The organism is Aeromonas sp. S41-2, from assembly GCF_027705845.1.
Classification (GTDB): Bacteria; Pseudomonadota; Gammaproteobacteria; order Enterobacterales; family Aeromonadaceae; genus Aeromonas; species Aeromonas hydrophila.
In genome coordinates this window covers 173,508-189,120 of the sequence record NZ_JAPDCG010000003.1, presented here as the reverse complement: position 1 = coordinate 189,120, position 15,613 = coordinate 173,508, and the positions used below count along the sequence as shown (strand labels likewise).

Below are 15,613 nucleotides of genomic sequence, written 5' to 3'. Positions count from 1 at the left end.
CCGTCAGCCTCTGTCAGGCGATGAGCTTGTCGTCGGCGAAGCCAAAGCCGCGCAGACCCACCACATGCACATGCTCGTGCTTGCCCTGCACCTTGCGGATGAGCTTGTAGGTGGTGCCCTTCTCGGGGCTGATGTTCTCGGGTGCCGCAATAAGCAGCTGCATATCCTGCCGCTCGCACAGCTCGAACAGGGTGGCGATGGATTTGCCATCCAGACGGGCTGCTTCGTCGAGGAAGAGCAGACGGCACGGGGCGATGTCCTTGCCGCGCAGACGGCGGGACTCCTCCTCCCAACTGATCAACACCATCAAGAGGATGGCCTGACCGGTACCGATCGCCTCACCGGTGGAGAGCGCGCCGCTCTCGGCACGCAGCCAGCCATCGGCCCCACGCTGCACCTCGATCTCCAGCTCCAGGTAGTTGCGATAGTCGAGCAGCACGTCGCCCATCACCTGATAGCTGCGATCTCCCTGCTCCACTTGCGGGTTCAGGCGCTGGAACAGCTTGGCCATCGCCTCGGAGAAGCTGAGCTCCTTGTCGGCGAACAGATCGTTGTGCATGGCGGTTTGATCGGCCAGCGCCGTCAGCAGACGGGTGTGGGCCTCGCGGATATTGACGTTGAGGCGCACCCCGCGCACCAGACCGAAGGCGATGTTCTGCAAGCCCTGGTTGAGCACCCGGATGCGGTTCTGCTCGCGGCGGATGATGTTGGTGATCTTGGCCGCCACCTCGTGAGAGGAGAGCGACAGGTGGGTTTCCCGCTGTTTGAGCTCGTCTGCCAGACGGGCCAGCTCGATCTCCATCTCCTCGATCGCTTCGACCGGATCATCGGAGCGGATAATGTCGTTGCGGATGCGATCTTTCAGGTAGCGGTAAACCTGCACGTAGAAGGCGACCTTCTGCTCGGTGCTGCGATTACCCTCGGAGAGACGCAACGCATCGCGCAGGGCCTCGTCGTGGGCCACCGCCACCCGCAGGGCGCCGAGGGCCTTGTCCGACATGGAGCGCAGCTCGTCGCTGTCGAGGTAAGCCAGCTCGCGCTTGTTGAGGCGCTTCTCGACGTCGGTCTCCCGTGCCAGCCGCACCACCCGCGACCAGCTCGCCTTGTGACCCACCAGGGATTTACGGGCGCTGTAGTAATCCTTGCCTTCCAGCTTGAGACGACCACCAAGGGATTCGATCTCGCGCTTGGTGACCTGCAACTGGGCCTCGGCGCTGGTGCGACGGGAACGGGTGCGGATCAGCAGCTCTTCAATCTCTTTCTTGTGGGCGCGCGCCTTCTCTTCCATGTCGTCAGAGAGGGTCAGGCCCATGGCCGCCAGCTCCTGCTCGAACTCGGTCAGGGTCTGGCGCTTGGCCTCGACGCTGGAGTTGAGGGCGGTGCGCAGCTGCAACGCCTCGGTATGGCGCAGGGCAATCTGCTTGTGCTGCTCGCCAGCGGTGCGGGCCGCCAGCTCGGCCGCTTTCAGCTTCTCTTTGAGTCGCTCGCTCATCTCGGAGGCCTTGCCCAGCAGGTCTTGCGCATCCTGATAGGCAAAGTGCGGCAGTCGTGCCACCAGCTGATCGAGGGCATAGCAACGGCGCTTCTGCTCGGCCAGCAGATCGCTCACCTCATCGTAAGCTGCCTGCAGCGCGGCCAGATCCTGCGGATCCTGGCGCAGCACCTGCACCATGGTTTCCAGTTTTTCCAGCGACTTGCCGTGTTTGGCGATAAAGGCTTCGGCTTGTTTCAGGGCTTCCACGTCGGCGTGGGCCGCCTCGAGGCGGGCCGCCAGGTCTGTCTCGGCAAACAGGTGGGCAAAGGGCAGCATCCCCTGCACCAGCTGGATATGGCGGGTCAGCTGGGCGGCAGCCGCTTTGGCATCGCTCAGCTGCTTGTTGCACTCGGCGATTGTTTCTTGCAGCTTGCGCTGCTCGTGCTGCTTGGCCTGCACTTCGGCTTCGGGGTCGGGACGGAAGGCGATGTCCAGATGCTGACCGATAAAGTCGCGGAAGTGACCGTAGAGACGGTGGTACTTCTGCTGCTCGAAGGCGGCCTTGGCGTAACCCTCGATGAGGCCCTCGCGCTCAAGGTCGAGCTGCTCAATGCGTTTTTCCCGGGCGGCGCGACCAAACAGCGGCAGCTCGGGGTAGCGGGAGAAGCGCACCTGACGCTTGCTGGTGCGCACCAGCACGGCATCGCCCAGCTCGTCCGCTTCCACCAGATCCTCGTCAAAGGAGTCGGGGTTGCCCTGAATGAGGTAGATATCCTCCGGGCAATCTTCCAGTTTCTTCAGCCGCTCGATGGCGCCTTCGAGGTCGAGCACCACCAGGGCGCTGCGGGCCGGGCCATAGAGCGCGGAGTAGTAAGGGGCATCGTCGATGGAGATGTCGTCGTAAACATCGGAGAGCAGTACGCCCCCCACCTGCTCGGCGATGCGGGCCAGGCGCGGATCCGCCTCGCCAGCCCCCAGCTGCAGGTTGCGAATTTGCAGCTCCAGCGCCTGTTTCTGCGCCGCGATGCGGTTGCTCTCCTGCTCGAACTCGCGCTCCTTGTCGAGCACGCTCTGCATGCCGGAAGAAAGTTCTTCGGCGGTGGTGAGCTGCAGACCGCTCTGCTCGCGCAGCTGCTCGAGTTTTTCAAAGGATTTGAGCCAGCGCGGAGCCAGCTTGGTGAGCTCCGCGATATCGCGGCCGAGCTGGACACCCTGATGCTCGAGGCTGGCGCGGCGCTGATCCACCTCTGCCCGCAACTCACTCAGCGCCTCCTGACGGGTACGCTGGGCTTCGAGGAAGATCTCCAGCTCATCGCTGCTGGCGATAAGCTGGCCAGAGGCCTGCTGCAGCTCGTCACGCAACTTGAAGAGGTTTTTCTGGCTCTCGCTCTCTTTCTCGAGGCGAGCCAGCGCGGCGCGCAGCCCCTGCCCCTGGGCGATGCGGGCCTTGTCTTCGATGTGACGCTTGAGCAGCGCCTGCGCGGTGGGCCAGGCGGCCTCACGCACTGTCTCGGGGGCGATGCTCAAAAGCAGCGCCAGCGCCGCTTCATGCTCGGCCACCGCCGCCTTGGCCAGCGCCAGCTGCTGCTCGGCCCCCAGCACCCGGCTGGTGAGGCTCTGCTCGGCGCTGCGGAACTGGTGCAAGGTGTCGCTCGCCTGTTCGGCGGTCAGCCCCGGCAGCTCGCACTGTTCGCGGGCATTTTCCATCGCCTGCACCGCCTGACGGTACTGGATGGCGCGGGTCTGCTGGATATCCAGCGCCTGCTGGTAGTCGGCCAGCTGGGTCTTGAGGCTGTCGACTTCTGCCTGTGCCAGCTCCTTGCGCTCTTCCACCTCCAGCAACTGGCCATGGATCTCCTCCACGATCGCCTGTTGTTGCTCCAGCTTGTCCATCAGCTCCGCCAGATCGGCACGGTACATCTCGATCTTTTTCTGCAGGGAAACCGCTGCCATCACCTTGGCCAAGTGCTCGGCGGCAGACTCCAGCTCGTCGGTCAGCAATTTCTCGCGGTTGGTGAGCTGCTCCACCTCGTCGGCCAGATAGATGGCGCGCTGCTTCTCTTCGGCCAGCAGGCGACGCTTGCCTGCCAGCTCCTGGCGCGCTTTGAGGGCCAGCTCGGAGAGGCGATTCTTCTCGGCGGCGTTGCGCACATAGTCCGCCGCCACATAGTGGGTGGTCTCGGTAATGAGGTTCTTGAACAGATCCCGCTGACCCTGGGTCTCTTTAATGGCTTCCAGAGTACGGCGGTTCTCGTAGATGGCCGCCTCCATGTCCTGGAAAGCCTTGCGCACGCCGGAGTTCTCCGGCAGCAGGTATTCACGCAAGGAGCGGCTGATGGACGAAGAGATGCCGCCGTAGAGAGAGGCTTCGATCAGGCGATAGAACTTGCCGCGATCCTTTTGATCACGCAGCTTCTTCGGGGTGATGCCGAACTCGAACATGAAGTTGTGATAGTCGGTCACCGTATTGAACTTGGCGACTTTCAGCGCCCCCAGCTCGGCGGCCGCCCCTTTCAGATCGGCGAAGGCACGTACCCGGCCCTTGCCGTCATCGAGCTTTTCCAGCAGCAGATCGGTGGGTTGCAACTGCTCCGGCACATCCACCAGCGCGAACGGGGTGATGTTGACCTTGTTGTCGCGGTTAGCCACCTGCTCGAGGTGAACGCCGACCCAGATCCGCTGCTCGCGGCTGTTCATCACTTCCAAAAGCGAATAGCAGTGGCCACGCTGCAGCTTGCCGTAGAGCCCCTTGTCACGGGAGGCGCTGCTGGAGCCCGCTTCCGTGGTATTGCGGAAATGGAGCAGGGACTGGTCGGGAATGAGCGCCGCGATAAAAGCCGCCATGGTGGTGGACTTGCCCGCGCCGTTGCCGCCGGACAGGGTAGTGACCAGCTGGTCGAGATCGAAGGTGCGGGCGAAGAAGCCGTTCCAGTTGACCATGGTCAGGGATTTGAATTTGCCTCTCACAACTTTGCCTCCATCTGGGCCTTGGATTTAACGCTGCAGGTCATCTTCCACCTCCAGTTCAAGCTGCTCTTCATCGAGATCCGCCTCGATATCCTCAAACAGCGAGTCGCTGCTCGGCATTTCGTCGTCGTGGAAGATGGCCTCGCCCTCCTGGATCATCCGCAGCTGGACGGCACGCGGATCCTCATCGGAACGCACATCGGCGGCAAAGCGGAACACCGACTCGTTGACCCGGAATTTGTCGCTGTTGCCAAGGGCGGTGATCATGCCAAGGCGGCGCAGGCGGCGCATGGAGGTACGGATCTTCTCCAAGAGCTTCTTCTTGTCCAGATCGGTACCGCCGGAGCGACTGTTGACCATCCGCAGCAGCTGCTTCTCGTCAGCCAGGCTCAGCACCTCCTCTTGCAGTTCGCCCATGGCGAACACCCCTTCCGAGGCGAGCCGGTCCGGGCTCAGGTAGAGGTAACAGAGTACCTTGCCCACCAGCATGTCGAGCTCGGAGAGGACAGTGGTGCCGATGTCGGCGCTCGGGCGCGGGCGCAGATAGAAGAAACCTTCCGGCGCCTTGATCAGTTCAACCTGATAGCGGCCGTAGAAGATCTCCAGCTCCTGGTGGTACTCCACCAGCGCCGAGTGCTGTTCGAACTCGTCGGCACTGATGTGGCGACCGGAGCGCAAGGCGGTGTCAATGCGCGGAAACAAGGGGTTGGCAATCGCCTCTGCGAGCCGCAGCGGCAAGGGAAACTCAGTATTGATCAATGACATAGGCCTGAACCTTGGATCCAGCTTGGTTAATGGGTTTCCATGCGGGCTGACGATGCAGCTGGTGCTCGCCGCTGGCATGGCCCAGGCGCACGGCCTGGTCGATCAGAAGACGCGCCACGTCGAAGTGGGCATGGGCCGGGTAGTCCAGCAGGTACTCGCGCAGCACATCGGCGAGATCCAGTTGCTGGCCCTGCTCGGGGTAGCGAGCCAGGTAGCGCTCGATGCGCTCGGCCAGCTCCTGGTTGATGTCCACCATCTCCATGTACTCCATCTCAAGTGGCACCTCGCCGGTCACCTCCTCGTCGTGGATGGCGATGGTTTCGTCACGCAGCTCCAGCAGACGCGGCTCTTCGGCCACTCGCAGCAACCAGTTGTGCTGCTCGAAATTGCGGATGGAGTCGCGCAGCCGCTGGCTGAAGGCGCGGTTCTTGTCCATATCGATGGCGTTGCGGATGAACTTGTGGACGTGCCTGTCATAGCGGGCCCACAGCTCGATACATTGCTGACCCCAGCTGGTGATGACGTCCAGCCGCCCCTGCAGGGCGTGAGTCAGCTCCTCGACGTGGAACAGATCCTCGCGCCCCTGCGCCGCTTCCTGGATGTTCAGCAGCCCCGCCTGCAGGCGGTGGCCGGCGGCGTCCAGGGTATCTTGCAGCTCGCGCAGGGTCTGACCGGTCTCGTGCAGCAGTTTTTCGCAGCTGTGGATGGCATCGACCCAGTTCTGGGTCAGCAGGGCCGCTATTTCGTTTTTGACCTGATTCTGCTGCTCGTCCATGGCGCGCTGGGTGAGATCGATCCGCCCCAGCGTCTCTTCCAGCGAGAAGGTGAGCCGTGGCAGCACCTCGGCATCCCACTGCTCGCGGGTATTGGTCTCGAGCGCCGCCTTGCGGGCGGTGTCGAGCTCGGCCGCCAGGTGTTCGAGCAGGATGGAGAGCTTGATGGAGTCAACCTGGCGCTGATCCATGAAGAAATCGACGATGCTCATGCCAAGGCGCGACAGGCGATAGAGGCTCTCCCCCGCCACCATGTCGGTGTTGAAGCGCGACAGCAGCTGCTGGCGAATGAGATCGTTGATGGCGTTGTTGGCGCGACCGGTGAGGGTCTCGTCCATCTGGCCGAAGGCGTTGCTGACGTAGCCAAAGGCATCGTGCAGCGCCGCTTCCGACAGATCCGATTCATCTTCGGACAGCGTCTTGATTGCAATCAGAAAGGCCAGCCGATCGGTGGGCAGGTTCAACGCCAACCCCTCCTGCCTGACCCATCCCACCATTTCGGGCAGGGTACGGGATGTACTCATCATGATGTTGTCATCTCGTTGTTGTATTGGGCGCAAAGCCTTGCGCGCGGCTACATCCGGTAGCATCAAAAAAGGTGGCCTCAGCCGGTGGGTTTTTGCGCCATCACGTGGATATAGCGCCCCAGGGAGATAAACGGCTCCTGCCGGCAATATTGCAGCTCCATGGCCAGCAGATCATCGAACTTTTCCCGCTGATCCTGCTTGTGGCGCATGTAGTCGTGGATCACCCGCACCCCGGTCTTGCCGATGATCTTGAGCCCGCCCCGGCCAATCCAGTCGTAGACCTGCTCCGGCAGTTGGGGATTGGTGGGGGTCAGCGCAGTCTGGCGCTTCTTGTTGAGCCCCTGGCGCACGTAGTCAAAATTGCCCACCACCAGGCTCTGGAACAGCAGACCGTGACGGTTGTAAAAAAGCAGCGACAGTATGCCCCCGGCATTGACGAAAGGGAACAGACCGAGCAAGGTCTGGCGCGGCTCGGCGAGCCACTCCAGCACCGCGTGACAGAGCACCAGATCGAAGGTGCCGGTCACGTGTGCTTTAAGATCCTGAATGGGGCAATGGATGAGACGAATTCTGTCTTCCAGCCCCTTCTCGGCGATCTGGCTGCGCGCCAGCGCCAGCATTTCAGCCGACAGATCGCACAGCTCCACCTGATGGCCCATGGCCGCCAGCTTCTGGGCGAAATAGCCAAAGCCGCCCCCCGCATCCAGGATGCGCAGCGGCCGGTTGCCAAGGCGGGCCAGGCAGGCTTCGATGTCGCTCCACACCACTGTGGTGCGGATGCGCCCCTTGGTGGAGTCATAAATGTTGCGGGCGAACTTGTCGGCGCGCCCGTCAAAACTCTGATCTTGCTTCAAGACGAACTCAACTCTGTGGCCACGGGAAACGGGCCTGACGAAAAAGAGGGTATTCTGTCACATCCCGAATTTGCTGAAAACTCAAGGCGCAGCTCCCTCCCCCGGGTGATGGAAAAAACATCGTTTGGCGCCCACTTTGCCCCCGTTTCTCGCTTTTCGAGGTTGTGCGGGCAGGCACTGCACAACCTGTGTGCCTGGATGGCGCCATGCAGCCTTGGGAAGAGGCGCCTATACAAGGGCGCCAAAATCCTTAATAATTTTTTAATTCATTGTTATATAAGGAATAACAAGTGGACGCCCTGTTTGACCTCAAAAAGTGGCTGGGCCAGCTGCTGATGCCGCTCCCCTTCTCCCTCAGCCTGCTGCTGCTGGCGCTATTGCTGCTCTGGTTCACCCGTTTCCAAAAGAGCGGCAAGCTGCTGGCCACCTTCTCGCTGCTGCTGGTCACCCTGATGGGGATGCGACCGGTGAGCTACGAGCTGGCTCGCGGGCTGGAGCAGACCTTTCCCCCCTTCGAAGTGAGCCCGCATCCCGACATCGAGGCCATCGTGGTGCTCGGCAACGGCCATGTCAGCGACCCGGCGGTGCCCGAGCGATCCTGGCAGAACAATATTGCGCTGGCCCGCACCCTCGAGGGGGTACGGCTGGCTCAGGCGTATCCGCAGGCGGAGCTCATCTTCTCCGGTTATGTGTCCGGGGATCCCCTGTCGAACGCCGAGGTCAACGCCCGCATGGCAGTGAGTCTCGGCATTCCCCGCGCGCGGATGACGTTGTTTGAAAACAACAAAGACACCCACGACGAGGCGGTCAGTATCAGCCGTCATCTCAAGGGCAAGCAGGTGGCGCTGGTGAGCTCGGCAACCCATCTGCCGCGAGCCATGGCGCTCTATCAGGGGCAGGGGCTGAACGCCGTGCCCGCCCCCACCGACTACACCGCCAAGCAGAGTCAGGTGGCCCAGCCCCTCTACAGCTACCTGCCAAAAGGGCGCTATCTGATGTATTCCGAGGCTGCCATTCACGAATGGATTGGGGTATGGTGGGCCCGTTTGCGAGGGCAGGTTAACGATTGAGCAATCGAGCCTTTCATTCCTGATTTGGATCAGGAAAGCGAAAAAAAATTACGTCATTTGCCGCCGGGTCAGCTATCTTGGGCTCGGTTCAATTCATATAATGTCGCGCAATCAAATGCCTAGGAGATATACAAGATGAGACAGCACCTGGTAATGGGTAACTGGAAACTGAACGGCACCAAAGCTTCCGTCGAAGCTCTGATCAAAGGACTGACCCCGGCTGCTGCCGCTCATCCTTCTGTGCAAGTCGCCGTCTGCCCGCCGGTTATCTTTTTGGGTCTGGTTGAGCAACTGACCGCCGGCAGCAAGATTGCCTACGGTGCCCAGAACGCCGACGTTCACGAGTCCGGCGCCTTCACCGGCGAGAACGCTCCGTCCATGCTCAAAGCCTTCGGTTGCACCTACTCCCTGGTCGGCCACAGCGAGCGTCGTACCCTGCACGCAGAGACCGACGACGTGGTGGCTGCCAAGTACGAAGCCATCCAGAAAGGCGGCCTGATCCCCGTGCTGTGCATCGGTGAGACTCTGGCTCAGTTCGAAGCCGGCACCACCAACTCCGTGGTCGAAACCCAGCTCAAAGCCGTGATCGACCGTTGCGGTATCGCCTCCTTCAACAACGCCGTCGTGGCTTACGAGCCGGTATGGGCCATCGGTACCGGCAAGACTGCCACCCCGGAAATCGCTCAGGCCGTTCACGCTCACATCCGTCAGTACCTGGCCGGCTTCGACGCCGCCGTGGCTGCCAAGGTACAGATCCTGTACGGTGGTTCCGTCACCGGTGCTACCGCTGCCGACCTGTTCGGTCAGCCGGACATCGACGGCGGCCTGGTGGGTGGTGCGTCCCTGAAAGTGGACGACTTCTCCCAGATCATCGCTGGCGCGGCCAAGTAATCGGCTGCCATGGAGGGGGCGCTTGCCCCCTCCTGCATATCGCTTTTCCTATGGCCGCCGCCGCATCCCATAGGAAAGCCGATATAGTAAAAGTGGCTTGTCTCATTCAACCATTTCGTATTCGACAACTCAGATCCAGAGGCACTCATGACCAAACAAATCAAACGTATTGGTGTTTTGACCAGTGGTGGTGACGCACCGGGTATGAACGCAGCCATCCGCGCCGTGGTGCGCGCCGGTCTGCATCATGGCCTGGAAGTCTACGGCATCTATGATGGCTACCTCGGTCTGCACCAGGACCGTATCGTCAAGCTGGAGCGTCACAGCGTCTCCGACGTGGTCAACCGTGGTGGTACTTTCCTCGGCTCCGCCCGTTTCCCCGCCTTCAAAGATCCGAAAGTGCGCGCCGAAGCGATCGAAAATCTGAAAAAGCACGGCATCGACGCCCTGGTGGTGATCGGTGGTGACGGTTCCTACATGGGCGCCAAGAAGCTGACTGAAGAGGGTTTCCCCTGCATCGGCCTGCCGGGCACCATCGACAACGACATCGCCGGTACCGACTTCACCATCGGCTTTGATACCGCGCTGAACGTGGTGGTAGACGCCATCGACCGTCTGCGCGACACCTGCAGCTCCCACCATCGCATCTCCGTGGTCGAGATCATGGGCCGTCACTGCGGTGATCTGGCCATGTCCGCCGCCGTTGCCGGCGGTGCCGAGTACGTGATCGTGCCGGAAGTGGCGTTCGACAAGGACAAGCTGCTGCAACAGATCAAGGAAGGCGAAGCCAAGGGCAAGAAGCACGCCATCATCACCATCTGTGAGCACGTCACCGACGTGAACGCCCTGGCCAAGGACATCGAAGCCCTGACCGGCCGCGAAACCCGCGCCACCATCCTGGGCCACATCCAGCGTGGCGGTACACCCACCGCACGTGACCGCATCATGTCCAGCCGGATGGGCGCCTACGCCGTCGAGCAGCTGCTGGCCGGCCACGGTGGCCGCTGCGTCGGCATCCAGCGCAACGAGATGGTGCACCACGACATCATCGACTGCATCGAGAACCTCAAGCGCCCCTTCGATCAGGAGCTCTACGATCTCTCCACCACCCTGTTCTAAGCCCCGCTTTCAGGTTGCTGTGACAAAAGCCCTCCACTGGAGGGCTTTTTCATTGGACCTTTCTCGCCACGCCCGGGGCCATGACGCCACCTCGTTGCAACTATGCCTGCGCTCCTCGCAGCGCTTCCTCTGTTTATCGCCTGCCCATCACACCCTTCTTCGGCTAGGGCTCCTTGACCCGTTAACCGATTCAAGTGGCATTGCTTCGATTCAGGACCACAGCAACACGGTACACGGCCCTCTGCAGCCCGGCTTCTGCCAAGAACAGCAGACCTCTCTGCACACTCTTCTTGCTCTGCACACTCTGCTTGTGCTCTGCACCCTGGCGTTGCCGACCGCAGGCGCCCCATCGGGCCGCCAACATGCCTGGAAAAGATCCGAACAGAGACGAAAAGTGGGCCAACAGAGCACTATCAGCGAAGGGGATTTTGTAAAAAGACGGAAAGAGACATGTCAGAAGGTGGCGTCACGGCAGGGAAAAACCGTTCGACTGCGACAAAAACATGTTGGAGACGGGAAATGGTGCTGACAGCCGCCCAAACCATGGCGGGGTCATAACTCCCCCCTAAAAATCGTCTTTTTTTGCCGACATAATTTTAAAAAAACAAAAAAGCCTCATATAAACCCCATCATTGATATCGGAACGGAATGAACTAATTCATTGTTTTAATTGTAATAACTAAAGAGATCACGTCTCTACACCGCATGACATGACCATCAAGACGATAAAATGAGCTTAAAAATGCAAAAATGAAGCTTTCGATATACATCAGACACATTCAAGCCAATAAATGCAATCTACTATTGTTTTACCGCACAATTGTGGTATCTTGGTTCCATCAACAGTCAGCCAAGGGAGACAAAAATATGAAAGAGTTTGTGGTCACTGCAGTTTTTACTGTGTTTTTCACTCTGGTTGCCGTCTCTCTGCCGTCACTGTCACAGCTTTGAGGCGGTTAGTTGCCCACCCAGTGATTCTGATGGGCAACGACAGGCATCGCCACGCTGGTTAATTCGCCGCTTAATGTCATTTTTTGGTGGTTCATCGAAAACAGCGACCAATACGGCCATTAGTACGACCAAGCGAACATAATTACAGCTACCTGCCAGAGGCAGCGCGTCAACAGGGGGAGCCAGTGGCTCCCCCTGTTGCATTTGCGTCTGCGGGATTTACTCTTGTCCCCCTGCCCGTCACAATGTCCGCTGGATTCGCCATGCAGGAATTACCATGACACAAGATGCGCTAAGCCATTGGCGTCGTGATCTTCATCGTCTGCCCGAAGCGGCCTGGTGTGAATTTCGTACCAGCGCCCTCATCGCCCACCACCTCAGTGAACTCGGTTTCTCCATCATGCTGGGCGACAAGCTGCTGGCCAGCAACCTCATCATGGGCCGCAACATCGACGTGCAGGCCCAGAAGGAGCGAGCCCTGCGCCAGGGAGCCCATCCGGACTGGCTGGGCAGGATCGAAGAGATAACGGGGGTGATGGGGCTGTGGGACAGCGGCCGTCCCGGCCCGACCCTGGCCTTTCGCTTCGACATCGATGCGGTGGAGGTCGAAGAGAGTCAGGATGAGCTGCATCCCCCCAGCCAGGAGGGTTGGCACTCGCGCAACGCTGGCTGGATGCACGCCTGCGCCCATGACGGCCATACTGCCATCGGGCTGGTGCTGGCCGAGCGCATAGCCGCCCTCGCCGATCGGCTGAACGGCCGCATCAAGCTGTTCTTCCAGCCCGCCGAAGAGGGCTGTCGCGGCGGCAAGGCGCTGGCCGCCGGCGGTCAACTCGACGACGTGGATGCCCTGCTGGCGCTGCACATCGGCATTCATGCCAACAGCGGCGAGTTGGTAGTCAATCCCACCGAGTTTCTCTGCTCCACCAAGTTCGACGTGGAGTTCATGGGGCGTGCCGCTCACGCGGGACTTGAGCCCAACGCCGGCAGCAATGCGCTGGCGGCGGCCTGCATGGCCACCACCGCCATGCTCGGCATCGCCCGCCACCGCGATGGCATGACCCGCATCAACGTAGGCCAGCTCCATGGCGGCAGCGGCCGCAACGTGATCCCGGGTCACGCCCTGTTGCAGGGGGAGACCCGGGGCGCCACGCCGGCCCTCAACGACTACATGTTCAGCCAGGTGCAGCAGATGGTGGAAGGGGCAGCCATGATGCAGGGCGCCACCTACCTCATCCGCAAGCAGGGTGAAGCCATCGGCATCGACAACAGTCCGGCTCTGCTCGAAGAGATCATCCCACTCGCCCAGGCGCTCAAGCTGGAGACCATCCATACCCGCCGTTTCGGCGCCAGCGAGGACGCGGGTTTTCTCATCGAACGGGTGCAGCGAAGCGGTGGTGAGGCAGCCTACCTGATCCTGGGGGCCAATCTGGCAGCCCCCCATCATCACCCGGAGTTCGACTTCGACGAGGCCGTGCTGGCCCCCGGCGTGGCACTGCTGGAGTCCTGGCTGCTGACTCGCCTCGGCCGCTAGCAAACAGCCGGATACAAACAAGGCAGCCCGTGGGCTGCCTTGTTTTGTTTCACCCCTTGCCTGGCAAGGGGGTCTGTTGCATCTACTGTCCCAATACGATGGCCGAGAGGTGGGCGAAGTGGTGGATCTCGTGGGTCGCCTCGCACGGGCCATCCTGGCGAGCCGGGTTGTACCAGCAGGTTGCCAGCCCCTGCGCCGCGGCGCCGGCGATATCGGTCTTGGGGTTGTCCCCCACCATCAGCACCCGCGCCGGATCCGGGCGCTGCATCAACTCGAGGGCATGCTGGAAAATGGCCGCCGCCGGCTTGGTCACCTGTACCTCGTCCGAGATCACCAACGGCTCGAACCACTCGTTCCAGCCCAGCTTGTCGAGGCGGCCGCGCTGCGGCAGGCTGAAACCGTTGGTGATGATCCCCATCTTCACCTTGCTCTTCAACGCCTGCAGGGTCTCCACCACCCCCTCCAGCGGCATGCTCAGGGCGATGATCTGCTGCAGGAAGGTATCGTTCATCGCCATCGGCGCCACGTCCACCTGTTCGGCAAACAGGGAGAAGCGGGTCTGCTGCAGGTGAGCGGCATCGATCTCGCCGGAGTTGTACTGCTGCCAGAGCCGGTGGTTGAGGGCATGGTACTCCGCCATCTTGGGCGGGGTCGGCGTCACGCCGTAAATGTGCAGCGTCTGTTCCAGCGCCTGGGCGACCGGGAAATCGAGCAGTGTTTCATCCAGATCGAACAACACCCAGTCATAACTTGGTACTTTCACGGGATCCCTTACTGTTCTGGTTGATCAAATTCATTGCGCCGCCCCAGCGGGCCGGCCAGCAGATCCAGTGTCAATCTGACCCCGAATCCGGTCACCTCGCTGCTGACCACGCCATTGCCGCCCTTGTTGCGAAAACCGCTCAAATCGAGGTGCAGCCAGGGGGTCTGGGCGGGTACGAAGCGGCTGAGGAAGCGGGCCGCATCGATGTGATCCGGCGACGAGCCCGGCGCACACTGTAACAGATCGGCCCACTCGCTATCGAGGTTGTCGTCGTAGTCCTCATCCAGCGGGAAGGGCCAGATCCGCTCGCCGCTGCGCTGGCCCAGATTGATCAGCTCCCCCAGCCACTGGGGGCGGTTGGTGAAGGCGCCGCTGTAACGGCTGCCGAGCGCCCGCTTGCAGGCCCCGGTCAGGGTGGCGTAGTCGATCAGCAGATCCGGATTGTCCTGCACCGCCATGCAGAGGGTATCCGCCAGCACCATGCGCCCCTCAGCATCGGTATCTACCACCTCGATGGTGGTGCCGTTGAGGGCGGTCACCACCTCCCCCGGTCGGTAGGCGAGCGGGCCTATGTGGTTCTCGGCGATGGCGAGCCAGCAGTGCACCTCATAGGGCAACCTGGCCCGACTGATGGCGTGGAGCGTCCCCAGCGCCACCGCACTGCCACCCATGTCCAGGTGCATGCCATACATGCTGCCGGAAATCTTGAGGTTGTAGCCGCCCGAATCGTGGCAGATCCCCTTGCCCACCAGCGCCAGCCGCCGCACCGCATTGGGCGGACAGTAGCTCAGCTTGACCATGGCGGCCTGGTTGTCTTCCGAGCCGCGCGCCACCGCGATGAAGGCACCGGCTCCCCGCTCGGCGAGCTGGGCCTGATCGTACTCATGCCACTGCCAGCCCTCGCTCTGGGCGAGCTGGCGTACCCACTCCCGGTAGCTGCGGGCAGTCAGATCGGAGGCCGGCGACACCGCCAGATGGCGCGCCAGACCGTTGCCCTCCGCCTCGGCATAGATCCGCGCCAGATCCAGCACGCAATTGGGGGACACAGCGATCTGCTGGTAGCGCCAGGGATCTTCGCTGCGATGCTTGTGACTGGGCAGCGGCACGTTGGCGGCCAGCAGAGTAGCCAGCACCAGTTCGGCCAACAGCGTGGTATCGGCCTCGTCAAAGCCTTCCAGGTGCAGCCCCAACCGCTCGATCTTGAGCCCGGCCAGCGGCGCAACCCAGCCGCGCGCCTGCTTGTAGAGGGCGTGATCGCGCGCGGGGTGTGCCGGCAGGAAGATCAGCAATTGCAGGGTATTGTGCAGCACCAGGCTGTAGGGCGCTTTTTGCCCCAGCGCGATCTGGGCGCCGACGGCGGCAAACTCGGGCAGGGCCAGCAGGCTTTCGCGGCGATCTTCGGCGCAGATCAGCAGATTGGCGGCCAGGCCGTTGGTGAGGACGGCAGCGAGGCCGGCGTCGTGAATGTCGATCTGCGGCGGCAGATAGGTAAATGGTTGCATCATTGGGCAAGGCCCTCGTCCATGAAGAGATACCAGTGATGATACCCAACAAAGCGGGGTCACAGCCAGATTTGCACTTGAAAATCAATATCAAGCGTGAAGGCGACACAAAGCAGAAAGACCGCGAAGGCGGCTGGATGACAAACTGTGAGATTGAGGTAATAGAGAAAGGAAGTTGGTTGCGGGGGCCGGATTTGAACCGACGACCTTCGGGTTATGAGCCCGACGAGCTACCGAGCTGCTCCACCCCGCGTCCGAATTGTACTGCCACCACAAGAGACAGAGCAGTTGCCCCTTGCTGTCTTCGTCTCCACCGCAGGCGCTAGCGCTTGCCATGGATACAAATAGTTGGTTGCGGGGGCCGGATTTGAACCGACGACCTTCGGGTTATGAGCCCGACGAGCTACCGAGCTGCTCCACCCC

10 protein-coding genes and 2 tRNA genes are annotated in these 15,613 nt (G+C 61.4%); 4 read left to right on the top strand and 8 right to left on the bottom strand.

Features of this window, described 5'->3' with window-relative positions; genetic code table 11:
* Positions 1 to 13: 13 nt before the first annotated feature.
* The 4 genes from mukB to cmoM all read right to left on the bottom strand — a co-directional run bounded on the left by mukB (position 14) and on the right by cmoM (position 7,360).
* On the bottom strand, positions 14 to 4,441 hold the full coding sequence (gene mukB, locus OKC44_RS08830; RefSeq protein ID WP_270812310.1) for a chromosome partition protein MukB: 4,428 nt from the start codon (positions 4,439 to 4,441) through the stop codon (positions 14 to 16).
* A 27-nt stretch (positions 4,442 to 4,468) separates the two neighbouring features.
* Complete coding sequence (gene mukE, locus OKC44_RS08825; protein ID WP_011706220.1) at positions 4,469 to 5,206, bottom strand: chromosome partition protein MukE; 738 nt, start codon at positions 5,204 to 5,206, stop codon at positions 4,469 to 4,471.
* Complete coding sequence (gene mukF, locus OKC44_RS08820) at positions 5,187 to 6,506, bottom strand: chromosome partition protein MukF (protein WP_017410171.1); 1,320 nt, start codon at positions 6,504 to 6,506, stop codon at positions 5,187 to 5,189. Before mukF ends, mukE begins: the two co-directional genes overlap by 20 nt.
* A 77-nt stretch (positions 6,507 to 6,583) precedes the next feature.
* Positions 6,584 to 7,360, bottom strand: coding sequence for a tRNA uridine 5-oxyacetic acid(34) methyltransferase CmoM (gene cmoM, locus OKC44_RS08815; protein WP_029303111.1), 777 nt, complete (start codon positions 7,358 to 7,360; stop codon positions 6,584 to 6,586).
* 299 nt (positions 7,361 to 7,659) lie between these two features.
* Between cmoM and elyC the strand changes: the two genes are divergently transcribed.
* From elyC to OKC44_RS08795, 4 genes are all read left to right on the top strand, one after another.
* Positions 7,660 to 8,430, top strand: coding sequence for an envelope biogenesis factor ElyC (gene elyC / locus OKC44_RS08810; protein ID WP_270812733.1), 771 nt, complete (start codon positions 7,660 to 7,662; stop codon positions 8,428 to 8,430).
* 135 nt (positions 8,431 to 8,565) lie between these two features.
* Entirely contained in the window at positions 8,566 to 9,321 is a 756-nt protein-coding gene (tpiA, locus tag OKC44_RS08805) for a triose-phosphate isomerase (protein WP_016350610.1), read from the top strand.
* Between the two features lie 147 nt (positions 9,322 to 9,468).
* Positions 9,469 to 10,440 carry a 6-phosphofructokinase gene (gene pfkA, locus OKC44_RS08800; protein WP_011706225.1) on the top strand — a complete coding sequence of 324 codons (972 nt, stop codon included), beginning with the start codon at positions 9,469 to 9,471 and terminating at the stop codon, positions 10,438 to 10,440.
* A 1,228-nt stretch (positions 10,441 to 11,668) separates the two neighbouring features.
* Positions 11,669 to 12,925: a M20 family metallo-hydrolase gene (locus OKC44_RS08795; RefSeq protein WP_270812308.1), complete on the top strand. Its 1,257-nt coding sequence runs from the start codon at positions 11,669 to 11,671 to the stop codon at positions 12,923 to 12,925.
* An 82-nt stretch (positions 12,926 to 13,007) separates the two neighbouring features.
* Here OKC44_RS08795 and yjjG read toward each other — a convergent pair whose 3' ends face one another.
* From yjjG to OKC44_RS08775, 4 genes are all read right to left on the bottom strand, one after another.
* The gene (gene yjjG / locus OKC44_RS08790; protein WP_024946307.1) at positions 13,008 to 13,688 is read right to left on the bottom strand and encodes a pyrimidine 5'-nucleotidase; all 681 of its coding nucleotides are present in this window, start codon (positions 13,686 to 13,688) and stop codon (positions 13,008 to 13,010) included.
* Positions 13,689 to 13,696: 8 nt separating this feature from the next.
* Positions 13,697 to 15,193: a M17 family metallopeptidase gene (locus OKC44_RS08785; RefSeq protein ID WP_044799917.1), complete on the bottom strand. Its 1,497-nt coding sequence runs from the start codon at positions 15,191 to 15,193 to the stop codon at positions 13,697 to 13,699.
* Between the two features lie 173 nt (positions 15,194 to 15,366).
* A tRNA-Met gene (locus tag OKC44_RS08780) sits at positions 15,367 to 15,443 on the bottom strand.
* Positions 15,444 to 15,539: 96 nt separating this feature from the next.
* A tRNA-Met gene (locus OKC44_RS08775) sits at positions 15,540 to 15,613 on the bottom strand.